This window comes from Desulfobulbus elongatus DSM 2908, from assembly GCF_000621145.1.
In the GTDB taxonomy this organism is placed as follows: Bacteria; Desulfobacterota; Desulfobulbia; order Desulfobulbales; family Desulfobulbaceae; genus Desulfobulbus; species Desulfobulbus elongatus.
The window spans coordinates 34,351-58,829 of the sequence record NZ_JHZB01000008.1; the positions used below are offsets into that span (position 1 = coordinate 34,351).

The 24,479-nt window shown below is 64.6% G+C and carries 21 protein-coding genes; 16 read left to right on the forward strand and 5 right to left on the reverse strand.

All coding sequences use genetic code 11. The features are described 5' to 3' along the window. The first annotated feature begins 218 nt into the window (after nucleotides 1-218). The 4 genes from Q362_RS19375 to Q362_RS0106100 all read left to right on the forward strand — a co-directional run bounded on the left by Q362_RS19375 (nucleotide 219) and on the right by Q362_RS0106100 (nucleotide 7,421). Nucleotides 219-3,686, forward strand: a complete 3,468-nt coding sequence (locus tag Q362_RS19375; RefSeq protein ID WP_051553756.1) for a trifunctional glycoside hydrolase family 18/polysaccharide deacetylase/glycosyltransferase family 2 protein — start codon at nucleotides 219-221, stop codon at nucleotides 3,684-3,686. 14 nt (nucleotides 3,687-3,700) lie between these two features. Beyond that, nucleotides 3,701-4,855: a glycoside hydrolase family 26 protein gene (locus Q362_RS19380; protein WP_245590171.1), complete on the forward strand. Its 1,155-nt coding sequence runs from the start codon at nucleotides 3,701-3,703 to the stop codon at nucleotides 4,853-4,855. Nucleotides 4,856-4,970: 115 nt separating this feature from the next. Beyond that, nucleotides 4,971-5,543, forward strand: coding sequence for a flavodoxin family protein (locus tag Q362_RS0106095; RefSeq protein WP_028317965.1), 573 nt, complete (start codon nucleotides 4,971-4,973; stop codon nucleotides 5,541-5,543). A 6-nt stretch (nucleotides 5,544-5,549) separates the two neighbouring features. Next, a complete protein-coding gene (locus Q362_RS0106100) occupies nucleotides 5,550-7,421 on the forward strand; it encodes a hypothetical protein (RefSeq protein WP_157469921.1) in 1,872 nt (623 codons plus the stop codon). 21 nt (nucleotides 7,422-7,442) lie between these two features. Here Q362_RS0106100 and Q362_RS0106105 read toward each other — a convergent pair whose 3' ends face one another. Genes Q362_RS0106105 through mobB form a run of 3 tightly spaced genes read right to left on the reverse strand, consistent with a single transcriptional unit; the run spans nucleotide 7,443 to nucleotide 9,769 of the window. After that, on the reverse strand, nucleotides 7,443-8,174 hold the full coding sequence (locus Q362_RS0106105; protein ID WP_035215806.1) for a DNA alkylation repair protein: 732 nt from the start codon (nucleotides 8,172-8,174) through the stop codon (nucleotides 7,443-7,445). Continuing rightward, a complete protein-coding gene (gene corA, locus Q362_RS0106110) occupies nucleotides 8,174-9,235 on the reverse strand; it encodes a magnesium/cobalt transporter CorA (RefSeq protein WP_028317968.1) in 1,062 nt (353 codons plus the stop codon). Before corA ends, Q362_RS0106105 begins: the two co-directional genes overlap by 1 nt. 30 nt (nucleotides 9,236-9,265) lie before the next feature. Continuing rightward, complete coding sequence (gene mobB / locus Q362_RS19385) at nucleotides 9,266-9,769, reverse strand: molybdopterin-guanine dinucleotide biosynthesis protein B (protein WP_035215807.1); 504 nt, start codon at nucleotides 9,767-9,769, stop codon at nucleotides 9,266-9,268. 245 nt (nucleotides 9,770-10,014) lie between these two features. Between mobB and Q362_RS0106120 the strand changes: the two genes are divergently transcribed. From Q362_RS0106120 to Q362_RS0106130, 3 genes are all read left to right on the forward strand, one after another. Further along, the gene (locus Q362_RS0106120; protein ID WP_028317969.1) at nucleotides 10,015-12,300 is read left to right on the forward strand and encodes an AsmA family protein; all 2,286 of its coding nucleotides are present in this window, start codon (nucleotides 10,015-10,017) and stop codon (nucleotides 12,298-12,300) included. Between the two features lie 282 nt (nucleotides 12,301-12,582). Next, nucleotides 12,583-13,986, forward strand: coding sequence for an MFS transporter (locus Q362_RS0106125; protein WP_028317970.1), 1,404 nt, complete (start codon nucleotides 12,583-12,585; stop codon nucleotides 13,984-13,986). 35 nt (nucleotides 13,987-14,021) lie between these two features. After that, nucleotides 14,022-14,606: a flavin reductase family protein gene (locus Q362_RS0106130; RefSeq protein WP_028317971.1), complete on the forward strand. Its 585-nt coding sequence runs from the start codon at nucleotides 14,022-14,024 to the stop codon at nucleotides 14,604-14,606. Between the two features lie 121 nt (nucleotides 14,607-14,727). Here Q362_RS0106130 and Q362_RS0106135 read toward each other — a convergent pair whose 3' ends face one another. Beyond that, nucleotides 14,728-15,315 (reverse strand): hypothetical protein, encoded by a 588-nt coding sequence (locus tag Q362_RS0106135; RefSeq protein ID WP_051553757.1) that lies wholly within the window; start codon nucleotides 15,313-15,315, stop codon nucleotides 14,728-14,730. A gap of 207 nt (nucleotides 15,316-15,522) precedes the next feature. Here Q362_RS0106135 and Q362_RS0106140 point away from each other — a divergent pair, with 207 nt between their 5' ends. The 9 genes from Q362_RS0106140 (at nucleotide 15,523) to flgL (ending at nucleotide 23,961) form a co-directional block, all read left to right on the forward strand. Beyond that, nucleotides 15,523-15,969, forward strand: a complete 447-nt coding sequence (locus Q362_RS0106140) for an Hsp20/alpha crystallin family protein (RefSeq protein WP_028317973.1) — start codon at nucleotides 15,523-15,525, stop codon at nucleotides 15,967-15,969. Nucleotides 15,970-16,007: 38 nt separating this feature from the next. Further along, nucleotides 16,008-16,391 carry an Hsp20/alpha crystallin family protein gene (locus Q362_RS0106145; protein ID WP_028317974.1) on the forward strand — a complete coding sequence of 128 codons (384 nt, stop codon included), beginning with the start codon at nucleotides 16,008-16,010 and terminating at the stop codon, nucleotides 16,389-16,391. Between the two features lie 59 nt (nucleotides 16,392-16,450). Then, entirely contained in the window at nucleotides 16,451-17,020 is a 570-nt protein-coding gene (locus Q362_RS0106150; protein WP_028317975.1) for an Hsp20/alpha crystallin family protein, read from the forward strand. Nucleotides 17,021-17,286: 266 nt separating this feature from the next. Continuing rightward, entirely contained in the window at nucleotides 17,287-18,600 is a 1,314-nt protein-coding gene (gene fliD, locus Q362_RS0106155) for a flagellar filament capping protein FliD (protein WP_028317976.1), read from the forward strand. 214 nt (nucleotides 18,601-18,814) lie between these two features. Beyond that, nucleotides 18,815-19,522, forward strand: coding sequence for a response regulator transcription factor (locus Q362_RS19390; protein WP_051553758.1), 708 nt, complete (start codon nucleotides 18,815-18,817; stop codon nucleotides 19,520-19,522). A gap of 517 nt (nucleotides 19,523-20,039) precedes the next feature. Beyond that, the gene (locus tag Q362_RS0106165) at nucleotides 20,040-21,296 is read left to right on the forward strand and encodes a flagellar hook protein FlgE (RefSeq protein ID WP_028317977.1); all 1,257 of its coding nucleotides are present in this window, start codon (nucleotides 20,040-20,042) and stop codon (nucleotides 21,294-21,296) included. 18 nt (nucleotides 21,297-21,314) lie between these two features. Next, nucleotides 21,315-21,674: a flagellar protein FlgN gene (locus Q362_RS0106170; protein WP_028317978.1), complete on the forward strand. Its 360-nt coding sequence runs from the start codon at nucleotides 21,315-21,317 to the stop codon at nucleotides 21,672-21,674. Between the two features lie 2 nt (nucleotides 21,675-21,676). After that, the gene (gene flgK, locus Q362_RS0106175) at nucleotides 21,677-23,074 is read left to right on the forward strand and encodes a flagellar hook-associated protein FlgK (RefSeq protein ID WP_028317979.1); all 1,398 of its coding nucleotides are present in this window, start codon (nucleotides 21,677-21,679) and stop codon (nucleotides 23,072-23,074) included. Between the two features lie 8 nt (nucleotides 23,075-23,082). Beyond that, nucleotides 23,083-23,961, forward strand: coding sequence for a flagellar hook-associated protein FlgL (gene flgL, locus Q362_RS0106180; RefSeq protein ID WP_157469923.1), 879 nt, complete (start codon nucleotides 23,083-23,085; stop codon nucleotides 23,959-23,961). A gap of 176 nt (nucleotides 23,962-24,137) precedes the next feature. Here the strand turns inward: flgL and Q362_RS0106185 are convergent, their stop codons facing one another. Next, nucleotides 24,138-24,464: an Hpt domain-containing protein gene (locus Q362_RS0106185; protein ID WP_028317981.1), complete on the reverse strand. Its 327-nt coding sequence runs from the start codon at nucleotides 24,462-24,464 to the stop codon at nucleotides 24,138-24,140. Between the last annotated feature and the right edge of the window lie 15 nt (nucleotides 24,465-24,479).

Sequence of the window (24,479 nt, forward strand, 5' to 3'; positions counted from 1 at the left end):
CCGAACGACCAACGGCTCCCGAAGTCATGCCGCGCTGAGCACGTCTGGGTCGATTTCTTCAAAAGAACGGTTTTTCCTTTACTTTCCCGGCACGGGACGCTTGCGGTCATGGTGTCCCGAGTGTATAGTGGCCCGTTTTCCGCCCGAGGAACATCCTGCTGTCCCGGCGAACGCAACGGCCGACCGACCACGCCGCGCGGAGGCACCCTGAATCTGTCATGAGCCAATCACCCCTGGCACCCGAACCCGACCGTTCCCCATCCACCGACCATGCCGTCGACAGGGAGTCTTTCGTGTTTCTCGACCGGCGCGGCAAGCGCTGGCCCCGGTTCCGCCGGCTGATGTTCGCGGGCGGCCTGCTGGTATTCGTTGCCGTCGTCCTCTTCATCCAGGCGCTGGTGCTGCCCTCGCACCTCGCCGTGCCGCCGGCGGTGGAGCAACTGCAACGGATCAGCAAGGCCCAGCAGGCCAAAAAGCCGGCCCGTGATCCGGCCCGGCCCGCCAAACCCCTGTGGCTGGATTATGCCAAAAAGCACAAGGATGCCAGAACCGGGCAGTCCGCCGCCGGTGGCCACCACCCCTCCCCTTCCCCGAAAAACGTGGCGGGCGGGAGCACTCCCCCGGCCCACCGGGATGAAATCAGATTGGGATTCTACCAGAACTGGGATCCGGACAGCCTCGATTCCCTCAAGGAAAACCTGGACAAACTCACCCACCTGTGCCCGGACTGGCTGACGTTCGGCACAGAGGTCGGCACGTTGAAGGCCACGCCGGACGCGCAACTGATCGAACTGGCCCAGGAACAGGATGTGGTGCTGCTGCCCCTGCTCAGCAACCTGGGCGAGGGCGACGTCTGGATGGCCGAAGCCGTGGAGGCCCTGATCAACGGTCCGCCCGAGCGGCAGGAGCAGTTCATCGCCCATCTCGGCGAGACGCTTGCCGACATGAACGCGCGCGGGGTAATGCTCGACTGGCAAGAGGTCGACCCCAGCTACCGCGGCAACATGAGCGTTTTTCTCGGCAAGGTCGCCGCCGCCCTGCACCGCGCCCATCTGGAGCTGTGGCTCTGCGTGTCGACGGGCAGGGACCTGAAACTCTACGATCTCGACCGGCTGTCCGGGGTTGTCGACCATTTCGTCGCCCTGCTCCACGACGAGCACGCCGAATTCGACGAACCCGGTCCGATCGCCTCGCGCGAATTTTTCAGCGGCTGGCTGTCCACCCTGGTCGGCGGCTACGGTGTCCCCGGCCAGTGGGTCATTTCCCTCGGCTCCTACGGCTACGACTGGACCGAGGGCGGAAAGACCGCGGAACTGCTCGGTTTCGCCGACGTGATGAGCCGGGCGCAGCGCTCGGCCCAGGCCTCCTGCGAATTCAGCCGGCCTTCGCTGAACCCGCATTTCGTCTACGAAACCGGGCAGAGCGTTCACACCGTCTGGTTTCTCGATGCCGTCACCTTCCTCAATCAACTGACCGAGGCCCGGTCCCTGCACGTCGGCGGCATTGCCATCAACCGGCTGGGGACCGAGGACCCGGCCATCTGGGACGCGCTGGATCTCGTCCCCGGCAGGCTGCCGGCCGCAGGCGACCTCGCCCGCCTGGAAACGATCAAACCCGGCAACGATATCGCCCAGGTCGGCCGGGGCAACCTGATCACCGTCGCCGACGAGCGGAGCGACGGCTTCCGCCGCATCCTGGTCGACAAAAAAAGCGGCCCCGGCGCCATGCTGACCGCCACCTACGAGCGCTTTCCCACCTACCTGACGATTCTCCACCAGGGCAGGGGCCCGGACGACGGCGTCACCCTCACCTTCGACGACGGGCCGGACAAAAAATGGACGCCCCGGATGCTCGACATCCTCAAGGCGAAAAACATCAAGGCCACCTTTTTCATGATCGGCGCCAACATGGAAAAGCATCCCGAGCTGGTGGAGCGGATCCTCGCCGAAGGGCACATGATCGGCGTGCACACCTACAGCCATCCCAACATCGCCCTCGTCTCCGAGGAACGGGCCCACCTGGAATTCAACGCCACCCAGCGGCTGATCGAGTCGATCACCGGCCACGGCACCATCCTTTTCCGGCCGCCCTACAACGCCGACACCAATCCCCACGAGCAGGAGGAACTGGTGCCGGTCAAACTGGCGCAGGAGATGGGCTATCTCACCGTGACCGAGGATATCGATCCGCAGGACTGGGACCGACCCGGTGTCGACGTCATGCTCGAGCGCGTTCAGCACGGCCGCATGCAGGGGGGCAACGTGGTCCTGCTGCACGATGCCGGCGGCGACCGCAGCCAGACCGTGGCGGCGCTGCCGCAAATCATCGACTATCTCACCGCCCGCGGCGACCGGATCCTGCCGCTGCCGGAGTTGGTCGGCATTCCGGCCGAACAGCTCATGCCCGCCGTGCCGGCCAACCAACAGCCCCTCACCCGGATGATCAGCGAGAGCGGCTTTACCGCCATCCACGAGCTGACCAATTTCTTCTGGGCCTTCATGATCGTGGCCACGGGCCTGACCGTGCTGCGGACCCTGGCAGTCTCCTGGCTGGCCATCGGCAGCCGCCGGCACGATGAGGGCGAGGATGACGACGGCGCACCGTTCTGCCCGCCGGTGAGCGTGCTCATCGCCGCCTACAACGAGGAAAAGGTGATCCGCGACACGCTGCGCTCGGTGCTCAACACCCTGTATGCCGGGCCGATGGAGGTGGTGGTGGTCGACGACGGCTCCCTCGACGCCACCGCCGCGATTGTCGCCGCCATGGCCGGGGAGGATGCCCGCATCCGCCTGATCCGCCAGGTCAACCTCGGCAAGGCCATGGCCCTGCGCAACGGCATGCAGGCGATCCGCCACCAGTTCGTGGTCAGCTTGGACGCCGACACCCAATTCACCCCGCAGACCATCGGCCATCTCATCCGGCCGTTCGCCGATCCGGCCGTGGGCGCGGTGTCCGGGCGGGCCAAGGTCGGCAATCCCAAAACCCTGATGGCCCGCTTCCAGTCCCTGGAATACACCTGCGGCTTCAATCTCGACCGCCGGGCCTATCACCGGCTGCAATGCATCACCGTGGTGCCCGGCGCGGTCAGCGCCCTTCGGGTCAGCGCCGTGCAGGCGGCTGGCGGCATCAGCACCGAGACCCTGGCCGAAGACACCGATCTCACCCTGGCCCTGCACAAATGCGGCTTCGCCATCCATTACGCGCCCCGGGCCGTGGCCTGGACCGAGGCGCCGGAGACGGTGCGCGCCTTTGCCAAGCAGCGGTTCCGCTGGGCCTTCGGCACCCTGCAATGTTTGTGGAAGCACCGCGAGCTGCTCTTCAACTCGCAGTATCCCGCCCTCGGCTGGTTCAGCCTGCCCAGCACCTGGTTTTTCAACATCTTCCTGGTCGCGCTCGGCTCGATCATCGATCTGGTTCTCCTGCTCTCCCTGGTGATGAGCCCGGCCAATTCGATTCTCTACCTCTACTTTTTCGTGTTCCTGGCCGCCGATCTCGTCCTGGCGGCGGTGGCCTGCCTGGTGGAGCGGGAGCCGCTGGCCCAGACCTGGCTGGTGCTGCCGATGCGATTCATCTACCGGCCGGTCCTCAACATCGTCGTCGTCCGGGCGATCCTCAGGGCCCTCAAGGGCGTGTGGGTCGGCTGGGGCAAGCTCGACCGCACCGCCTCGGTTCCCTACAAGGCTTAACGAACACCCACGCCATGGCCATGACCCGTCCTTCGACCCAGTTGCTGCGCACCCGGATATTTTTTCCGCTCCTCCTGTTGCTGGCGGTGTCCCTCGGCGCCGGCTGCCGCGACCAGACCGAGGCCGAGATGGCGCACAAAGGCCAGGCCGGGGCGGATGGCCCGGTCACCCTGGCCATGCCTAAAAACGACGTCTACACCGGTGCCTATGTCGACTTCGGCGAGGGCGAGGCGCAGGTGACCTACGACGCCCTGGTCGCCTTCGAGCGGCTCACCGGCAAATCGCTGGCCGTGGTGGCCTTCGGCAATTTCTGGGGCGACCGCGCCTTCCCGGAGAAAACCGTGCGCCTCGTCGCCAACTACGGCGCCGTGCCGCTGCTCTTCTGGTCGCCCTGGGACAAGCCCTACGAAGAGGCGCGCGGACCGGACCGGTTCGGCCTGCGGGAGATCCTCGCCGGCAAGTGGGATGCGTACATCGACACCTGGGCCGATGCGGCGCGCCAGTACGGCAAGCCGCTCCTGGTCGCCTGGGGCCTGGAGATGAACGGCACCTGGTTTCCCTGGTCCGGCGTGTTTTACGGCGGCGGCAAGACCGCCGGCCACAAGGAGGGCCGGACGCTCTACGAGGGACCGGAACTGTACAAGCGGGCCTATCGCTATGTGGTCGACAGGGTCCGGGCGCGGCAGGCGACCAACATCCTGTGGGGCTTCCATGTCAACAATTTCAGCTCGCCCCGCACGGCCTGGAACCGGATGAGCAGCTATTATCCGGGCGCCGGTTACGTCGACTGGCTCGGCCTGAGCGTCTATGGTAAGATGAGCCGATCCGAGGGATGGGCCGAGTTCGACGACATGATGGCCGAACCCTATGCCGAAATCTGCAAACTGGATGCGAACAAGCCCCTGTTCGTCGCGGAATGGGGGGTGGGCGAATATCCGCCCGGAGACAAGGCCGGGTTCATCGCCGCGGCCCTGCAGCATTTGCCGGACAGGTATCAGCGGGTGCGGCTCGCCGTCTATTGGCATGAACGGTGGGAGAACGAGGACGGCAGCTACAGCAACCTCCGGGTCAACTCCTCGCCCGAGGCCCTGAAAGCGTACCGGACCGGCATCGCCTCGCCGCGCTGGCTCGGCCGGCCGCAGTTCGAGCGGCGGGTGCCGCCCCCTTGACGCTCTTGTCCTCGAAGCCCCGATCCCGAGTGGATACGGGCGCGGCCGGCCCACTTCTTTTTGACATTGTCGGATTCCATGTTCCCGTTCACCTTTTCCCCATAACGGTGCACCCATGAATATCCTTCTTTTCAACGGCAGCCCCCGCAGGCGCGGCAACACCGACCTTCTGCTGGAGCGCATCGAAGCGGCCATCCACCAGGCCGGCCACAAAGCCGAGCAGATCAACCTGGCCCGCCTGGACATCCACCCCTGCACCGGCTGCGGCCATTGCGAGACCGAAGGCGTGTGCATCTTCAAGGACGACATGACCCCGCTCTACGACAAGATCGACGCGGCCAACCGGATCGTCATCGGCTCGCCCATCTATTTCTGCGGGATCACCGCCCAGGCCAAGGCCTTCATCGACCGCTGCCAGGCCCTGTGGTGCCGCAAATACCTGCTCGGCCAGATCAAACCGGAACGCGAATACCGGCGGGGCTACATGGTCAGCGTCGCCGCCGCCGACAGCGGCACGATCTTCGACGGCACCCGCCAGACCGTCCGCTACGCCTTTGACGCCATGGAGTGCACCTTCAGCGGGGAATTGCTGGCCGGGGGCGTGGACGGCAAGGGCGCGGTGGCCGGGAAACCGGAACTCATGGCAGAAGCGGCGCATCTGGGCCAGACCATCTGCCGCAAATCCTGAATGCCCGTGCAAACCAGAAACCGAACCAGGCGACCGCTTCTCGCCGCCTGCCTGCTCGCGTCCCTGCTGGCGGCGCCATCGTTTGCGCCGGCAGCCCGGACGGAGGCCGGGCGCGCGGTGACCGAACTGGCCGCCAGCTACCGCTTCCTGGTCAGCGACCGCCAAGACGGCGGCATCCTCTACACCGCCACTGCCGGCGACCTGCGGGGGCAGCGGCTCCCCTTGAGTTTTCACGACAGCGCCGCCTACTGGGGCGAACACGTCTGCGGGGCGGCCGACTGCGCGGTGACCGACGTCTACGATCCGCAGGCCTATACCCTGCTGCCGCAGAAAACGCCCGCCGGCGACCTCCAGACCGAGCGGGTCAACACCCACAACGGCGCCAACATTTACGATGCCGCGACCTGGCAGATCGCGGTGCTGCTCGGCCACCGGCTCAACCGGCTGCCGCTGGCCCCCGGCCGGGACGCCTACACCCTGGCGAGCGCCCCGACCCGGCTGCTGGCGGCCGGCCATTACGGCGACAGCCGCCACCCCGCCCCCGGCCAGACCCGCGCCCTTTCCAGCGGGCCGGTTTTCGTCTACAATCAGCTCCGCATCACCGAGCCGGCACGGGCCTACAGCTTCCGCATGCTGCCCCGGGCCTGGCTGTCGCCCGATCCCTTTATCGGCACGTCCCACGCCCGCTTCATCGGCACCGCCAACCTGCCCGCCAACCATCCCGACTACCAGGCCGGCCTGATCAGTTGGACCGACTGGAAACCGATCACCGGCGAAAACGCCTGGGCCTTTTTCATCGGCCCGCTCCAGGCGGCCGACCTCCACTACGTCCATGGCCGCGCGGGTGGCTATGTCCCCTTTGCCGAACCGGCCCTGGCCAACGCCCTGGCGGTGCTGCCCGCCTTTGCCGCCATGCAGTCGCCGCAGGGCGGCGTGTACTACGCTCCGGCGGGCACGGTGGTCAATCAGGGCGATCAACTGGTCGATCCGTCCTTCGTGGCCGTGGAAAACACCCTCTCCCTCTTCGCCGGCCTGCGCATTCTCGACGCCACCCTGACCAGAACCCTGGCGCGGGACCAGGCCCTTTCGGCCTCCGACCGGACCGCCATCGCCGAAGGGCTGACCCTGTGCCGGGCCATGGTCGACGGTGGCCCGATCGGCCAGGGCCGTACCACCGAAGGCTTGCTCCATTTTCTGCGGTATGACGCCTGGAAGGACGGGGAATTCGTGCAGGGGGGACTGGCGGACAGACCCGGCGCGCCGGACCGATGGCTGCCGAACCTTGCGCCCAAGGCGGTCGATGTCAACACCTGGGGTGTGGCCGCCCTGGGACCGGACCGCATTGACGAATGGTTCGGGTTCGGCGCCAGCTTCGACACCTGGCAGCGGGTCAAGCAGTGGGGCGGGTACGGCCGGGGCGCCGACCTCTGGGGCGTGGGCTTTTCCGATCAGGACGGCAACGGCATCGACGCGGCCGGCCGCTATCGCCAGGGCGTACTCTCCGCCGAATGGACGGCCGGCGCCATCACCATGGTCCGCATGATGATCGCGCACTACCAGGCCATTGACCGTGCTTCGCCCCGCGCCGAGCAGGCTCGCGCCTTCGTCGAGGCGCTCCGGCGCGACGAAGGCGGCATGCTGGCCGCCTTGGAGCGGCTGCGGCTCGACACCTATCCCGAGGCCGGCTTTCCCGGCACGCCGGCCGATTACCCGAAGCTCTTCCCGCTGGCCACCAAGCCCTATCTCTATGCCAGCAGGCGCTACCTGATTCCCTTCGGCTGGTACGCCAACCCCATTCCCAGCACCTGCGCCACCGCCTGGATGGTCATGGTGGCCAACCGCTACAACCCCTTTCTTCCCGGCGGCGGCCTCCGCTGACACGCCCGCCGTTGGCGGATCTCAGACTCGGCCGCGCAGATAGGCCAGCCGCAGCGGTTCCGGGAATCTCTCGATGGCGTAGCGCAGCATGGTGCGGGGCATGAGCCGGTAATGCTGGCGCAGAAAGCGCTCCAGCGCCTGCTGGTCGCGTTTGCCGACTTCCCGCAGCATCCAGCCCACGGCCTTGTGGATGAGGTCGTGCCGGTCGTCCCGCAGCAGGGCGGCGAGCGCCAGGCAATCGGCGAAATCGTTGTGCCTGATAAAATGCAGGGTGGCGATGATGGCGATCCGCCGCTCCCAGAGCGATGCGGACGCGGCGAGGGTGGACAGCAGGGAACGGTCCTTGTCGGCCAGATAAGCGCCAACAATGGGGGCGGCCGAGCAGTCGACCAGGTCCCAATTGTTGATAAAGGCGGTGTGTTCGAGATAGCTGGTGAAGATTGCCCGGCGCGTGGCTTCGTCGGCCCGGCCTAAGCGGTCCGCCAGCAGCAGCAGAGCGGCGAGGCGCTCTTCATGCCACGGGGAGCGCAGTACCTCGCAGATTGCCGCCAGCTCCAGGTGACGGAAGCGGGGCAGCACCGACCGCAGCACCGGCAGGCGGATGCCGAGAAAGCGGTCGCCTTCGCCGTATTCGCCGGGACCGGTCTTGAAAAACCGCAGGGAATGGGCGGCAATGGCCGGGTCCGCCAACTGGCGCAACGCCTGTTGCAGTGCCTGCGCCTCCGCGCCGATGTCGGGCTGCTGCGACGCCATCACAGCCATTTCTTCCGCTTGAACAGAACGAGGAGCGCCACGGCGAGCAGGACAAAGACTCCCCACAGCGCCGGGTAGCCCCAGCGCCAGTGCAGTTCCGGCATGTAGTCGAAATTCATGCCGTAAACCCCGGCGATAAAGGTCAGGGGAATGAAGATGGAGGCGAAGATGGTCAGCACCTTCATGATCTCGTTCATCCTGTTGCTGACGCTGGAGAGATAGATGTCGAGCATGCCGTTGAGCAGGTCGCGGTAGGAATCCATGGTGTCGATCACCCGCAGGGTGTGGTCGAACACGTCGCGGAAATAGGGCAGGTTCCGCTCCTGGACGAGTGGGCACTCGCTCCGCTGGAGGGCGAGCAGCGCCTCGCGTAGCGGCGCGATCGCCTTGCGGATGAACACCATCTCCCGCCTGAGCAGCTGGATGGTGGCGAAAATTTTGGGCTGCGGCCGGTGCAGCAGCGCGCTCTCCGCCGACTCGATCGCCTCCTCCATGATATCGGCCAGGGCGAAGTAGTTGTCCACCACCGCATCCATGATCGCGTAGGCGAGGTAGTCGATGCCCAGGGTGCGGATGCGCCCCTTGGTGCCGCTCAGCCGCAGCACGACGGCGGCGAACAGGTTGTCCGCCGTTTCCCGGAAGGTAAAAAGCATGTCGGCGAACATGAGCAGGGAGATCTGCTCGTGGCGGACATCGAGCGCTTCGTTGCAGTGCAGCCTCTTCATCACCAAAAACAGGTGATCCTCGAATTCCTCGAACTTCGGCCGCTGGTGGGTGTTGAGGATATCCTCCAGCACCAGGGGGTGGACGCCGAAATGGTGACCGATGGTCTCGATCATGTCGACCATGTCCAGCCCCTCGCAGTGCACCCAGAGGCAGGCGCCCTGGCCGCGATGGTGCAGGATGTCGTCGATGGTGGCGACGGAGAAGGACTCGAACCGGTCGGCGGTGTAGCAATAGAGGGTGACGCGGCCGGCCACGGCCGGAGTCGGGCCGACATGGACCAGGGTGCCGGGCGGCAGGCCCGCTTTTTCGGACGGATAGTTGAGGGAGTCGGCCATGGGCGTTTCCTTTGGTGCGGGGTGGCGGGCTCAGCGTTTAGCGGCGCGGCCACCCAGCAGGCGGGCCTCGATCAGCGCGGCGATCTCCCGGCTCTGGTCGAGGCGGAAGCAAGGCTCGCCGTCCAGCGGCGGCTCGGCGGCCACGGCGATCACCCCCGGGACCTGATCGCGCAGCAGGGGAGCCGTGCTGTCCCTGCGCACCTCGATCTTGGGGACGTCGGCATGCTTGAATCCCTCGGCCAGGACGATGTCTGCCTCCGGAAAGAGCCGTTCGGCCAGCACCGGCAGGTCGCAGGCCGGGGGTTCGCTCTGCACGATCAACCGGTCCGGCGCCAGCAGCGCCACGCCGTCGGCGCCGGCCTCCCGGTACCGGGCGGTATCGGAACCGGGCCGGTCACAGGCGATGCCGCGCTCCTTGGTCGATTTGATCACTGCCACCACATAGCCCCTGTCCCGCAAATGCGTCAACACCTGGCGCACCAGGGTGGTTTTTCCGGAATCGTGCCAGCCTATGAAGGCGATGAGTGGCGGCATAGGCCATCTCCCTGGAGGATGCGGGGACGAGCGGGCGCCCTTTGTAAAAAAATGCCTTTCAAGATACGGGAATTGTTATTATGAATTTATTTGAAAACAACAAGTTAAAATGTCGAGCCCTTGTGTTTTCCCGGTCATGACCGCGGAGACCGCCGCAAGATCGGGCGGTTGCGCCGCGACGCCGTCACGCGCCCGCCGGCCTCGGCCGATGGCGCCATCACTTTCTTCATCCTGGAGGAACAACTATGCGTGTCCAAACCGTTGTGAAAATCGGAGCGGTCCTGGTGATCCTTGCGGCAGCGCTGATGGTGGGGGCGGTCATTGCCGTCAAATCGATCAACCTCGACAAGGTCAAGGACGTCCTGACCACGCAGGTGAAAAACGCCACCGGCCGGACGCTGACCATCTCGGGTCCGCTGGAGGTGCATGTCGGCCTGGTGCCCAGTGTGGCCGCCAAGGGCGTCACCCTTTCCAACCCGCCCGGCTCGACCCGGCCCGAAATGGTCAAGATCGGGAGTTTTGAGATGGAAATGGCCCTGCTGCCTCTGTTGAAGCGGGAGGTCGTCATCAATCGCCTGATCCTGTCCTCACCCGACGTCCTTATTGAAACCGAGGCCAAGGGACCCGGCAATCTCGACTTCAGCGCTCCGGATCAGCCCGCCGAAGCCAAGCCGGCCGGACAAAAACCGCCGGCGGAAAGCGAAAGCGCCTTCCGGTTCACGGTCAACGAACTGAAAATGACCAATGGCGTCATCGCCTGGCACAACCGGGCCGCCAAGACAACCGAGTCGGTGGAGGTGCGTGAGTTTTCCCTGCGGCCGGACCGCGCCGCCGCGGACCTCCTCGCGCTGCGCCTCCTGGCCAGGGTCCGCAGCCATGACCTCGAACTGAAGGGCACCATCGGCGGCCCGAACGCCATGCTCGGCGGCAAGCCCTGGCCGCTCAACCTTGCGGTCCAACTGCCGGGGGCGGCCCTGAACATCGAGGGCGCCGTCGCCAATCTCGCGGCCTTCCGCGGCCTCAAGCTCAAGATGACGGCCCAGGGAGCGGAACTGGCCGAGCTGATCCGCCTCGCCGAAATCACCCATCCCGATCTCCCGCCGAGCATCGGCCCCTTCAAGGTCGCCGCCAATCTGGGCGACAACGGCGATCGGCTGGATCTCACCGAGGTGGCGGTCGAAGCCGGCAAGCCCGACCTGGTCCTGGTCACCGCCACGGGGGCGGTCAAGGATCTGGCCGGCGGTTCCCCTGCCGTGGATATGGCGGTGACGGTGGCCAGCGACAATCCGGCGGCAGCGGCGAAATCGGCCGGAGCCGAGTATGGCGGCAAGGGACCGGTCAAGCTTGCCGGCCATCTGCAGGGTGGCGGCACCACCTGGAACATGACGGATCTCAAGGCAACGGCCGGCTCCAGCGATGTCGGCGGCAGCCTGGGCGTGCAGCTGGCGGCCAAGCCGAAAGTGACCGGCAAGCTGGCGGCTGCCACCGTCGATCTGGCTGATTTCGCGCCGGCAGCCGCCGCATCGAACCAGCCGGCGGCAGCGAAGGCAGCGGCCACGGGCGGCGACGGCCGGGTCTTTCCGAACGACCCCTTGCCGGTGGCGGCCCTGCGGTCGGTGGATGCAGACCTCTCCCTCCAGGTCGGCAAGCTGATTCTCGACGACAAGCACTTGACCGACGTGGCGGCAACGATTCAACTGAACGGGGGCCACCTGGCGGTCAAGCCGTTGCGGTTCGGCCTGGCCGGCGGCACCATCGAGGGCGAAGCCAGTCTGGACGCCTCCGGCAAGACGCCCGCCCTCGCCGTGCGCATGAACGGGCACCAGGTGGAACTGGGCAAACTGGACAGCCAGGGGCCGATCGCCGGCGGCAAGAGCGATATCAAGGTGGATCTCCGCAGCAGCGGCGAGTCGGTCCGCGCCCTCATGGCGTCGGCCACCGGCGAGACCAGCGTCGGCGTCGGCGAGGGCAGATTGCGCAACAAGGCCGTGGATCTGGCCGCCGGCGACCTGATCTTCCAGGTGCTGGGGGCGATCAACCCCTTTGCCAAGAGCGAGGACTCCACCCAGATGGTCTGCGCGGCGGTCCGGTTTGTCATCCGCGACGGCGTCGCCACCGCCGACAGGGGCATCGCCCTGCGCACCGGCCAGGTGGACGTGGTGGGCTCGGGCACGGTCGATCTCCGTTCGGAACGGCTCGATCTGGGTATCAAGCCCCGGCCGCGCGGCGGCGTGGGCCTGTCCCTGACCACACCTCTGGCCGGACTGGTCAAGGTCGGCGGCACCATCGCCAAGCCGTCGATCGGCATCGACGCGGCCGGCACGCTGAAAACCGCGGCCTCGGTGGGCGCGGGCATCGCCACCGGCGGCCTGTCGACCGTCGGCGAAATGCTGGTCGACAAAGTCACCGCCGACGAGGATCCCTGCCGGACCGCCCTTGGCCTGGCCCAGAAGGGACAGGGCAAACCGGCAGCCGAATCGCAGCAGAAACAGGGGCCGGGAAGCCTGCTCCAGGGCGTGTTCGGCCGCTGAGCATCGCGGGCGCAACCGGCGACCGGCCAATCTGTTCCCAGGTCGCCGGGAAAGCGGAGATACCGGGATGGACCGGGCATGTCCGCGCCCGCACAGGGGATGACAAGAAGGATCACGCATGAACGCAGCCCCTCTTTTCCTGCCGCCGGTGCTGGTGCCCGGCGGCTCCACGCGCCCCGCCGCAGCCTCCTTGGCGGAGGGCCGCGCCCGTCCAAACAACCAATCCAACATACCTGCCCCGCCAACCGGGGCAGGGGCCACAACACGAAAACAGCCGCTGCCATGACCGCCACTGCCGTGCCATCGCCGACCGCGACCTCCTCCCTGGAGCGGTCGGCCCTGCTGGTCGCCACCCTGACCTCGTTTCTGGGACCGTTCATGATCTCCTCGGTCAACGTGGCCCTGCCGGCGATCCAGGCCGATCTGGGCCTGACCGCCGTCCAGTTGAGCTGGATCGCCACCTCCTACCTGCTGGCCGTGGCGGTGGTGCTGCTGCCGGCGGGCAAGATCGCCGACATCCACGGCCGCAAGAGGGTCTTCGCCACCGGCCTGATCGTCTACACGCTGGCCTCGACCGCGGCGGCCTTCGTGGGCAGCGCGGCCTGGCTCCTTGCGTGCCGCGCCATCCAGGGGGTCGGCGCCGGCATGTTCATCACCACCGGCATGGCCATCCTGACCTCCATCTTCCCGCCCCAGAGACGGGGCCGGGCCATCGGCATCTACGTGGCCGCCGTCTACGTCGGCCTGTCGGTCGGCCCCTTTGCCGGCGGCATTCTCATCCAGCAGTTCGGCTGGCGCTCCATCTTTCTGGTCATGCTGCCGCTCGGCATGGGCGCGGTCGCCATCACCCTCGCCTTTCTCCGGGGGGAATGGGCCGACGAACCGGGCCAGCGGCTCGACATTGCCGGCAGCCTGATCTACACCGTGGCCATCCTGGCCCTGATCTACGGGGCCTCGATCCTGCCGTCCCCGGCCGGCACGCTCCTGATCGCCGTCGGCCTGGCCGGTCTGGTCCTCTTTTTCCGGCAGCAACGGCGGGCGCCCCATCCCCTGTTCGAGGTTGCCCTGTTTGCCGCCAACCGGACCTTCACCTTCTCCAGCCTGGCCGCCCTGCTCAACTACTCCGCCACCTTTGCGGTCACCTTTCTCATGAGCCTGTATCTGCAATATCTCAAGGGCATGCCGCCCAGAAACGCCGGCATGCTGCTCATGACCCAACCGGTGGTGATGGCGGTCTTCTCGCCCCTGGCCGGCCGGCTTTCCGACCGCATCGAGCCGCGCCTGCTGGCCAGCGCCGGCATGGCCGTCACCGTGGTCGGCATGCTGGTCTTCAGCCGGCTGCATCCCGACAGCGGCCTGGCGGGGATCGGCGGCAACCTCGTTCTGCTCGGGTTCGGCTTTGCCCTGTTCTCCTCCCCGAACATGAGCGCGATCATGGGGTCGGTGGCCAAGGAACATTACGGCATCGCCTCGGGTGCGGTGGCCACCATGCGGCTCATGGGCCAGATGATGAGCATGGCCATTGCCACGGTGGTGCTCGCCCTGCTGGTGGGTCACGAAACCATCGGCCCGGCGAACTTCGACCGGTTTTTGCACAGCATCCGCATCGTGTTTCTCGTCTCGGCCCTGCTCTGCGCAATCGGCGTTTCCTTTTCCCTCTTCCGCGGCCGTCTCAGGCAGCAGTGACCGCCGGCGCCACCCATTCCCCCACACGGACACCGATGAACAAAGTCGACTGGAAACCGGGCACCATGATCTACCCCTTGCCGGCGGTCATGGTCAGCCTGGGCGAGACCCCCGAGGAATACAACATCATCACCATCGCCTGGACCGGCACCCTCTGCTCCGACCCGCCGCTCTGCTACATCTCGGTCCGCCCCGAACGGCATTCCCATGCCATCCTGACGCGCACCCGGGAATTCGTCATCAACCTCACCACGCGGCACCTGGCCCGAGCCACGGACTGGTGCGGCGTTCGTTCCGGCAGGCACTACCGGAAATTCGAAGAGATGGGCCTGACGCCCGGACCGGCGGCCATGGTGAGGGCGCCGGTCATCGTCGAGGCCCCGATCAACATCGAATGCCGGGTCACCGACATCCGGCGGCTGGGCACCCACGACATGTTCAGCGCCGAGGTGGTCAACGTCAAGGCCGATCAACAGTACATCGATCCCCGCACCGGGGCCTTCGACCTGGCCAAGGCGGAACCGATCGCCTTTGCCCACGGGCAGTACTTCACCCTGGGTCGCAGGATCGGCAAATTCGGTTTTTCCGTGGAAAAAAAACGGAAGACGCGAAAAGCGTAGGCAACGGCCCTCCACGCACACATGAGGGGTGCCGTTGCCTATACGCCCCTTGCCGCGCCCTGAAAACGGCCCGCCGGTTGTCTTGCCCTTGCCTGCGGTGCCACAGAGGCAACGGCTCCACCTAGAGATACTTTTCCAGCACCCGCCCCTGTTCCACCTGTTCGGCCAACGCCTCTGCGTCGGCCCGCAGTTGCCCCACGACCGCAGCCATGCGCCGCACCGTGGGATCCTCGTCGCCGAGCATTCGCCGGCTCTCTTCCAGCAATCCCTGTCCCTGCACGAGCCAGAGCTCCAGGTCACCCAGGATGCACCGCCGATGCCGCTGTTTCTCCTGTTCGGCACTGAGCACCGGCACCAGTCGCTGAATGGAGATTTCCACCAGCAGGTCGCGCGGCAAGCGGTGCACCTTGGCAACGTGATCGAGGGCGAGCAGGGAGTTCCGGCTGACGACGTAGGTTTTCTGCTGCCGCTGCGCCTGCACGGGTCGATAGCTGGAAGCCCTGAGAGCGAGCTGTTCGAGAATCTGCCGATCTTCGACCAACTGGTCGAACAGGGATTTCTGTTTGAGCCCCAACTGATCGGCGGCAATGCTCAGCAGTTCGATCACCGGCAGCGGCAGCTTGAACGTCGCCCGCACCGATTGCCTGCCCTTGAGCCTGTCGGCCGACAGTCCGGCCACCGCCTCGTTCACCTGTTCATGCTGGTCCATTCTTCCTCCCACGATCCATCGCCGGATAGCCATCGGGCCCCGAAACATTACCCACATCGTAGCAGACTCATTTAGTAATGCAAGCATGAAATTACGATAAGCGTTGACTCGACCTTCGTGCGACTTATAGTTCCTCACAGACAACGGGCCGGCACGCCACCGTGAAGGCCGCACACAGCGAAACACCTCATCAGCAGGGAGGAGAACATGATGACACGTTGGCACGACATCCAGAACATCCTTGGCGCCATGGATCTGTTCCGCACGCAGATGAACAGTCTCTTCACCGACTTCGATCGGGCCTACAGCAGCGGTCGCGGCTGGGGAGGCCCTGACGTCTACCCGCGGACCAATCTGAACGACACCGGCGACAATCTCGAACTGATCGCCGAGATTCCGGGCGTCGGCAGGGAAGAGCTCAATGTGAAGATCCAGGGCAATTACCTGGAGATCAGCGGATCGCGCACGACCGATGCGCCGGAAGGCTATACCGTGCACCGGACCGAGCGGCCGGCCACCACGTTCTCCCGCAGTTTCACGCTGCCCTACGAGGTGGATGCGGCCAAGGTGACGGCAACGTTGAAGGATGGCCTGCTGACCATGACCCTGCCCAAGTCCGAAGCGGCCAAGCCCCGGCAGATCAGCATTCAGTAACCCGAAAGCGTCATGAAAACGAACAGGAGGTACCCCCTATGAGCGAGAATCACGTTGTTGCCCGTACCGAACAGCCGGCCGAACTCGTGCGGCAAGTGCCGGTGACCGCGCCGGCCGTGGACATCCTGGAAAACGAGAGCGAGATTCTGCTCCATGCCGACCTGCCCGGCGTGCGCAAGGACGACATCGCCATTCACGTCGACAACGGCACGATGACGCTGTCGGGCACGCGGCGCGTGCAGACGACCGGAGCGGCATCGTGGCGGGAACTCGGCGATGTCGAATTCCGCCGGACATTCGCCGTGCCGCAGAGCATTGACGTCGACAAGGTCCATGCCGAGTTGAAGGACGGGGTATTGCGGTTGCATCTGCCCAAGTCCGAATCGGCGAAACCCCGGCAGATCGAGATCGCCGCCGGGTGAGTTTCAGCATGCGGGCCGCGCCAAAGCGGCCCGCGCCACCATTGACAAGGAGGAACCGTATGGAACTGAAAATGCTTGCGCCGTGGAACTGGTTCAAAAAGGAGGAAGAAATCGAGCACGGGGTGCCGATCACGCATCGAGGGAAAGGCGGGTACATGGCCGATCGGTACTATGACCCCACCTTTCCCATCCACCGCGACATCGACCGGCTGTTCGACCATTTCTTCCGCGGATTCGGGCCGATGGGCATGGGCCGCCTCGGCTCCGGGCCCGCCTTCGGCGAGGGGATGGTCCTGAAACCCAAGGTCGACCTGAGCGCCACCGAAGGGGAATATCTGCTGACCGTCGAGATTCCCGGGGTCAGCGAAAAGGACGTGTCCGTGGACATCAGCGGCGGCACCCTGACGGTGAAGGGTGAAAAACGGCAGGAAAAGGAAGAGAAGGAAAAAGATTACTACCGGGTCGAACGGAGCTACGGCTCGTTCCAGCGGGTTCTCTCGCTTCCCGACGATGTCGACCGGGAAGGGATCAAGGCCGGCTTCAAAGACGGCGTGCTGTCGATCACCATGCCCCGCAAGGCCACGAGCAAGGGCGAGGTGAAGCAGATCGAGATCACCGCCGGCAGCTGATCCGCTCCATCCACGCCATTGTTCAGGGTTCAACGGTCGCGCCGCCGCTGAACCCTTTTGTGTGTCCGCCGCCGTGCAAACGATGCGGCCCCTGCCCCGTCGTGACGTTTTGTTACCTGCAAAAACAATCGTTACCAGCTCACGACACGATCACGACATGCCTTACCGTCCTGCCGTAAAATTTTTTCCCCGACCGCACGATACTCCTTACATGGAGACCGGGGACTTCCTCCTCGGCCGAGCAACAGAACAAGGGAGAGACGCGCATGACGACCATTGCATCAACCAGTTCGGGAACGGTTTCCTTCGCCGGCCTGGCCAGCGGCATCGATACGGCCTCCATCATCGAATCCATCCTTGAAGTGGAGCGCGCCCCCATCGACACGATGGAGGACAAGAAGGAGTATCTGAGCACCAAGCTGGATGCCTACACCGAATTCAACAGCCTGCTCGAATCATTCTACGCTTCCCTGACCGGATTGAACGATGCCAACGACCTGAACACCTTCGCGGTGCGCAACAGCGGCTCCGACTCGTTCTCCCTCAGCACGACCAGCCTGGCCGAGGCAGGTTCCTATTCGGTGGAGGTCGTCAGCCTGGCGCAGCAGCAGAAGGATGTCAGCACCAACGGCATTGCCGATACGTCAACGACCAGCCTCAGCGGTTCCCTGCAGATCGGCGAGGCGACCCTCGACTACAGCGACGTGACCCTTTCGGAACTGGCCGATCTGATCAACGACGGGGATTACGGGGTTTCCGCCTCGATCATCAACGACGGGACCGACAACGGCTATCGCCTGAAGCTGACCGTCGCCTCGGCCGGGGAGGAAGTGGCCATCACCGGGACCGGTTCCCTGGAGTTCGACACCGCGACCAACGGCCACACGGTCGCCGGCGCCAAGGCCCATCTGGTCATCGACGGCATCGATTACTACAGCAGCAGCAATACCGTCACCGACGCCATCAAAGGGGTCACCATCACCCTGCTCGAGGCCAACGAAGGCACCACGAGCACCGTCACCATCGAATCGGATGCCGAGACGGTCATCAGCGATCAGCTGCAGGAGATGGTCGAAGCCTACAACGCCATCGACACCTATATCGACACCATCAGCGGTTCGGATTCCACCCTGGCCAATACCATGAAATCGGTCCAGCGCAGCCTGAGAAACTATCTGACCAGCAAGGATCTGACTACCATCGGCATCTCGACCAACTGGGAAACGGGCGAGCTGGAATTCGACACCGAGGTCTTCAGCGAAGCGTATGCCAAGGACGCCGACTCGATCAAGACCGCCCTGGTGGGGGATGAAGACAACGAGGGCCTCATGAACCGCCTGGACGACTACCTGACCGAACAGCTCAACTCCTCGACGGGGTTTCTCGTGTCGAAGGAAACCACCATCAACAAACAGATATCCGATCTGGAAGACCGGATCAGCGCCATGGAAACCCGGCTCGAAAAAAGGCAGGCCACGCTCGAAGCCCAGTATGCCGCCATGGAAGAATTGATCAGTACCCTCACCTCGCAGGGGGACTACATCACCAGCTTCTTCGAAAGCTACAATCAATCCTCCTGACCGGCGGGAGTCCATGGCACGGCAGCCCGCCCATCTTTACGCAACTTTTCCTCAACTTGATCGATCTTAACAGACAACGGCCGGGAAATGACCGATAAAGAAGGACGAAACCGGTGAGGGCTCCGCCCCCCGTCGCAGGCCAGGTACGCCAAGCGACCGGAGAGAGGCGCCCCCATCCTCTACCTGGCAGACACCATGTCAACAGGACAGCACCATGTCGTCCCACGTACCCGGTCAGCATCTTCGCTGCTCGATTGCCTTTCTCACCGACAACGAGCGGGAAACCAAATCCCTGGTTGACGCCCTCGTGCGGGAGGCCTTCTCGGTTCATCTCCTCACCTCCAAGGAAGAAGCCTTCAACAGGAACCTCATCAAGGATGCGGATCTCCTCATCATCGATTCGAGCCGCTTCTCCCTGGAAGAAATATCGTCCTACCCCCGGCTGCGCACCGTGTACGGCGGCCTGCTCATGCTGCTGACCAACGGCATCGACGAGATGATGCAGGTCCTGCTCTACGAACAGGGGATTGACGATCTGCTGGTCAAACCGATGCACCACCTCCTGATCCTGGCCCGGATCCGCGCCCTGCTGCGCCGCAACGGCCAGCGGGCGGTTCCGGCCACCCTGCTGTTCAACGGCCTGGAAATCAACGGCGGCCTGCGCCGGGCAAGCTACCTGGGCGAGGAAATCCCCTTCACCTCGCGCGAGTTCGACCTGCTCTGCCATCTGGCCCAGAACGCCTACACCACCCTGGACCGCGACCATCTCTACAAGGCGGTCTTCGGGATCGAATACAACGGCTACGACCGTTCCATCGACATGTACATCGCCCGGATCCGGGCTAAAATGGTCCGCTTTCCCGCCCTTGCCCACATGATCAGGACCGTTCGCGGCACCGGTTATCTCTTTGCCGGCGAGTAGGAGACCGCTGTTTTCCATGCGAAAACAACCGTGACTCCAGCCACCTGAACCCAAGCTCCCCCACCGTGGCGCGGTCACGCGCCGATCCCCTCCGCACCCGTTTTTTCCCAGCGTTCTTCGCCGCAAGCGGCGCCCCATTGCCGGGGCGCCGTTTTTTTTTACCCTTTACCCACCGTGACGGACAGATTGTTACCCTGGTGCAACATCATGACAACCTGGTGACAGCACAACAGATAACATGACGAAACTACAATAAAAATTACGGAATCCCATTGCCGATACCCATGGCAGGGACGAATGGCTTGCAGCGGTGCCACCCGACGGCATTCCTCATGCGACCATTGTCCGGCATTGAATCGTTTTCTCCAGGATGGAGAGGCGCGCTTGCACGGATGCGCAACCGGCCGGCCGACATGACCCGGCTCGGCCAGGTGACCGGAGACTCCCGGATTCGCGAGGCGTTGCGGCCGACCCTGCCGCCACGCACCCGGTGCCGGGGCTCCCATGGAGGGAAACGATGGGACTTTCCAGCGCACTCTACACGGCGATCAGCGGCCTGCAAACCAACTCGCAGGCCATGACCGTCACCGGCAACAACATCGCCAACAGCAACACCGTCGGCTTCAAGACCAGCTCCACGATCTTCTCCGACCTGCTCTCCGCCAACATCGCCAGTTCCGCCGGCAATTCCCAGGTTGGCCGCGGTTCCCAGGTCCAGACCGTGCAGACCAATTTCAGCCAGGGCGGCTACGAATCCACGGACAATGCGACCGACCTCGCCATCGAGGGAAGCGGATTCTTCATTGTCAGCGACCCGTTGGGCACCACCGACTACTACACGCGCAACGGCAACTTCAGTTTCGACGACAGTGGCTACCTGGTGACCGCCGACGGCTTCCGGGTGCAGGGCTCGGTCTATACCGGCAGCGGTGTCCTGGCCAGCGGCAGCCTCAACGACATCCGCGTGGACCTGACTTCGCAACTCAACGCCAAGCAGACGGAAAACGTGTCGCTGCACACCAACCTCGATTCCGATGCCGGGGTCCTGGCCGGTTTCGACATCACCGCGCCGGAGGACACCTCCAACTACACCGCCACGACCACGGTGTACGATTCCCTGGGCACCTCCCATCTCCTGACCTGCTATTTCGCCAAGACCGGTGACCAGGCATGGGACTGGTATCTGACCGTGGACGGCGGCGAGTTGAACGGAGGAACCGCCGGCGTGACCCAGCAGATCGGCACCGGTTCCCTGACCTTCGATGAAAACGGCAATCTGCTGACCGGCGAGACCGCCGCCATCGGCTCGATCACCTGGGCCAACGGGTCCGCCGCCCAATCGATCGACTACACCTTTGACACCACCCAGTTCAATAGCGATTCCACGGTGTTCTCCCAGGACCAGGACGGGTACGCCTCCGGGAAGGTCACCGACGTCGCCATCGCGGCCGACGGCACGGTCAACGCGGTCTATTCCAACGGCGAGACCATTCCGGTGGCCGTGATCTCGCTGGCCACCTTCATCAATGCCGACGGCCTGCATGCGGTCGGCGGCAGCCTCTATTCCGCCACCTCGGCCTCGGGCATAGCGACCATCGGCTATCCGGGAGTCTCGCAGGGCACCCTGATCACCCAGGCGCTGGAACTCTCCAATGTCGATCTCGCCACGGAGTTCGTCGACCTGATCACCATCCAGAACGGCTATACCGCCAATTCCAGGGTGATCACCACCACCGACGAAATGCTCCAGGAACTGCTCAACCTCAAACGATAACCGGGGAGTATCGGGAACATGAACAGCGACAACGCCGCTCTCGCGGCCCACCTGCGGGAACTCAACGATCTGTTGGTCCGTGAACGCCACGCCATCACCCACCTGCGCATGCCGCAACTGGAGGAGATACAGCGGCGGAAAACCGAACTGCTGCGCCGTCTCCGGCAGGTCGACCACAAGGTCGACGGCGAGGCGGGCACGTTGATCGATATGATTCGGCGCAACAACGACCGCAACCGGGTCCTGCTCGAATCCGGGCTGCGCCTGATCGGCCGGTTGCAGGACAACATCTTCCGCCGCCTGGCCCTGACCTATGCGGCCCACGGCCGCTCGCTCGTCATCGAGGCCGGCCCGCGCCTGCTCAGCCGGAGCGTCTAGCCATGGCCGGCCTGATCACCTCGCTCCACACCGGCGCCAGCGGTCTCTACACCAGCCAGACCGCGGTGCAGGTGACCGGCAACAACATCGCCAATGCCAGTACCGCCGGCTATTCGCGCCAGGTCGCCTCCATCGTCAGCACCACCCCGTTGACCAGCGGCGGATTGACCTACGGCAGCGGCAGCGCGGTGGATGCCATCGACCGGGCCGGCGACAGTTTCATCGTCCAGCAGCTGGTGGCGCAGAGCGCCGCCTATGGCGCCTATCAGGCGGCCAGCACGCCGCTTGCCGACATCGAGCGGATCATCGATATCGGCGACTCCGGCCTCGCCGGCGATATCGACAGTTTTTTCGACGCCTGGGAGGAGTTGAGCACCAATCCCTCGGGCACGGCGGAACGGCAGCAGGTCCTCCAGGAGGCCGGCAACCTGGCCGACCATTTTCACCAGATCGACCAGCAACTGACCGAGGTGGTGTACGGCATCAACACCAGCATCGAATCGACGGTGCCCGATCTCAACAACCAGCTCTCCCAGATCGCCACGCTCAACCAATCGATCATGCAAACCGAGTTGGCCGGCGGCGACGCCAATACCCTGCGCGACCAGCGCGACCTCCTGGTCCAGCAGGTCAGCGAAACCTGCGGCGCCACCATCTCCACCGACGGCAACGGCATGGTCTGCCTGCAACTGCAAAACGGCCTGCCGCTGGTGACCGGCAATGTCGCCTCCTCCTTCGCCACCACCAAGGTCGACGGCCTGACCCAGATCAGCCTGACCAGCGGCACCACCTCGTATGCGCTCGCCCACGACGACTTCAGCGGCACTCTGGGGGGATTGCTCACAACCCGCGACGTCACCATTCCGCAGTTCCAAAACGACATCGACCGGCTGGCCTACACCCTTGCCACCGATGTCAACACTCTGATCACCACCAGCGGCGGCATCGATCAGAACGGCGATGCAGCCACCGACCTGTTCGCCCTGACGGCGCCGGCCGATCCCCTGGCGGACGTCTGGGACGGCGCGGCCGCGTCGATCAGCGTCGCCATCGACAATGTGGCCCTGCTCGCCGCCGGCACCACCGGCACCACCGCGGACAACAGCCTCTGCCTGAGCATTGCCGCGTTGCGCGACACCACCGCCATCGACGGCGCCACCTACGGCGAGGAATACGCCCGCATCGCCGCCAAGGCCGGACTTCTGGTCAGCAACAACGAAGGACGGCTCACGGCCAGCAGCGACACCCTCGACGAACTGAGCGCCAAGCGCGACGCCATTGCCGGCGTGTCCACCGATGAAGAAATGATTTTATTGATTCAATACCAGGCGGGCTATCAGGCGGCATCGAACTATCTTGCCACCGTAAAGGAAATGCTCGACATTCTGATGCAACTGTGAGGACCACCATGATCATCACCCGCGATGCCACCACCTATAACGCCCTGCAGAGCAATCTGAGCAGGACATCCACCGCGCTCAACCAACTGTATCTCAAAGCTTCGAGCGGCGTCGAGGTCAGCTCGGCGTCGGATAATCCCGCTGCCGTGGGTTCGATCCTCGGCTGCCGGAGCGATATCGTCAAGGGCGAGCGCTATGTGGAGAACTGCAAGCACGTCCAGGACACGCTCTCCTCCTCGGAAGTGTCTATGGACTCCATCGAACGACTGCTGACCAGGGCGAAGGAAATCGCCATCAACGGCGCCAACGACAGCCTCTCCGAGGCGGACAGGGCCACCCTGGCCGACGAGGTGAGCCAGTTGCAGCAGGAACTGCTCGACCTGGCCAATGCCAAATCGGGCAACACCTATCTGTTCGCCGGCTACAACGACCAGACGCAGCCCTTTTCCGGGTCGCCGGTCACCTACAACGGCACCGCCGATCACCAGATGATCGAGATCAGCCCCGGCACCACGGTGGCCAAAAACATCACCGGCGAAGAGCTGTTCATGAGTCCGGTCAACCTGTTCACCACGCTGGAGGATCTGCACACCGCCCTGACCAGCGGCGACAGCGCCACTGTCTCGGCCATGCTGACGCCCCTGGAGGATGCGGCCGAGCAGGTGCGCGGCCAGCTCAGTTCGCTCGGCAACACCAGCGCCCGCATGGACGACATGATCAGCCTGCACGAGAATTCCCTGCTCCTGGTGAAAAGCACGCTGTCGCGCCACCAGGATGCGGACCTGACCGAGGTGCTGTCCGAGATTGCCAAGATGGAAACCTCGCTCCAGGCGACCATGCAGGTCACGGCACGCGTTTCCTCCTTGAGCCTGATGGATTATCTGTAAGGAATGCGCTCCGGCGGGCAGAAAAATGCCGACACGTGGGGCACGATCGTGCCCGCGCTGGTGCCGTTTGCGCAAAGGCCCTGCCGTTCCGGAGCAGAGCGATGAGGTGTGCCGCCGGCAGGCAATTCCCGCATGAAGAAACGGGAGAAGCCGGCGGCGCAGCAGGTGGGCGCGGTCTATGCCAGGTTCCTGAGCTGCTCCAGCAGTTCGCCCATGATCGTCAGTTTTTCCCGGGCCACGGCCACCGAATCCTGCCGGCCGTCGGTCTCCATGTCGAACGCCAACTGCCGGATCCCTTCAATGCCAAGGCTGGCCGCCGCCCCCTTCAGGCTGTGGGCCGCCTGCACCACCGCCGCGGCGTCGCCGGCCGCCACCGCCCGCTGCAACTGGGCATAATCATCAGCCGAGGAATCGCGAAACAGGATCAGCAATTCCTCCAGCAGTTCCTCGTCACCGGCCGTTTGCTCCAGGGCAAACGCTTTGTTCCACTGTATATCGACCATTGCTGCCTCCAGCAT

Excerpts from the sequence above, each read along its gene's own strand:
- Q362_RS19375 (WP_051553756.1), top strand. The coding sequence starts at position 219 with ATGAGCCAATCACCCCTGGCACCCGAACCCGACCGTTCCCCATCCACC.
- Q362_RS19380 (WP_245590171.1), top strand. The coding sequence starts at position 3,701 with ATGGCCATGACCCGTCCTTCGACCCAGTTGCTGCGCACCCGGATATTT.
- Q362_RS0106095 (WP_028317965.1), top strand. The coding sequence starts at position 4,971 with ATGAATATCCTTCTTTTCAACGGCAGCCCCCGCAGGCGCGGCAACACC.
- Q362_RS0106105 (WP_035215806.1), bottom strand. The coding sequence starts at position 8,174 with ATGGCGTCGCAGCAGCCCGACATCGGCGCGGAGGCGCAGGCACTGCAA.
- corA (WP_028317968.1), bottom strand. The coding sequence starts at position 9,235 with ATGGCCGACTCCCTCAACTATCCGTCCGAAAAAGCGGGCCTGCCGCCC.
- mobB (WP_035215807.1), bottom strand. The coding sequence starts at position 9,769 with ATGCCGCCACTCATCGCCTTCATAGGCTGGCACGATTCCGGAAAAACC.
- Q362_RS0106120 (WP_028317969.1), top strand. The coding sequence starts at position 10,015 with ATGCGTGTCCAAACCGTTGTGAAAATCGGAGCGGTCCTGGTGATCCTT.
- Q362_RS0106125 (WP_028317970.1), top strand. The coding sequence starts at position 12,583 with ATGACCGCCACTGCCGTGCCATCGCCGACCGCGACCTCCTCCCTGGAG.
- Q362_RS0106130 (WP_028317971.1), top strand. The coding sequence starts at position 14,022 with ATGAACAAAGTCGACTGGAAACCGGGCACCATGATCTACCCCTTGCCG.
- Q362_RS0106135 (WP_051553757.1), bottom strand. The coding sequence starts at position 15,315 with ATGGACCAGCATGAACAGGTGAACGAGGCGGTGGCCGGACTGTCGGCC.
- Q362_RS0106140 (WP_028317973.1), top strand. The coding sequence starts at position 15,523 with ATGATGACACGTTGGCACGACATCCAGAACATCCTTGGCGCCATGGAT.
- Q362_RS0106145 (WP_028317974.1), top strand. The coding sequence starts at position 16,008 with ATGAGCGAGAATCACGTTGTTGCCCGTACCGAACAGCCGGCCGAACTC.
- Q362_RS0106150 (WP_028317975.1), top strand. The coding sequence starts at position 16,451 with ATGGAACTGAAAATGCTTGCGCCGTGGAACTGGTTCAAAAAGGAGGAA.
- fliD (WP_028317976.1), top strand. The coding sequence starts at position 17,287 with ATGACGACCATTGCATCAACCAGTTCGGGAACGGTTTCCTTCGCCGGC.
- Q362_RS19390 (WP_051553758.1), top strand. The coding sequence starts at position 18,815 with ATGTCGTCCCACGTACCCGGTCAGCATCTTCGCTGCTCGATTGCCTTT.
- Q362_RS0106165 (WP_028317977.1), top strand. The coding sequence starts at position 20,040 with ATGGGACTTTCCAGCGCACTCTACACGGCGATCAGCGGCCTGCAAACC.
- Q362_RS0106170 (WP_028317978.1), top strand. The coding sequence starts at position 21,315 with ATGAACAGCGACAACGCCGCTCTCGCGGCCCACCTGCGGGAACTCAAC.
- flgK (WP_028317979.1), top strand. The coding sequence starts at position 21,677 with ATGGCCGGCCTGATCACCTCGCTCCACACCGGCGCCAGCGGTCTCTAC.
- flgL (WP_157469923.1), top strand. The coding sequence starts at position 23,083 with ATGATCATCACCCGCGATGCCACCACCTATAACGCCCTGCAGAGCAAT.
- Q362_RS0106185 (WP_028317981.1), bottom strand. The coding sequence starts at position 24,464 with ATGGTCGATATACAGTGGAACAAAGCGTTTGCCCTGGAGCAAACGGCC.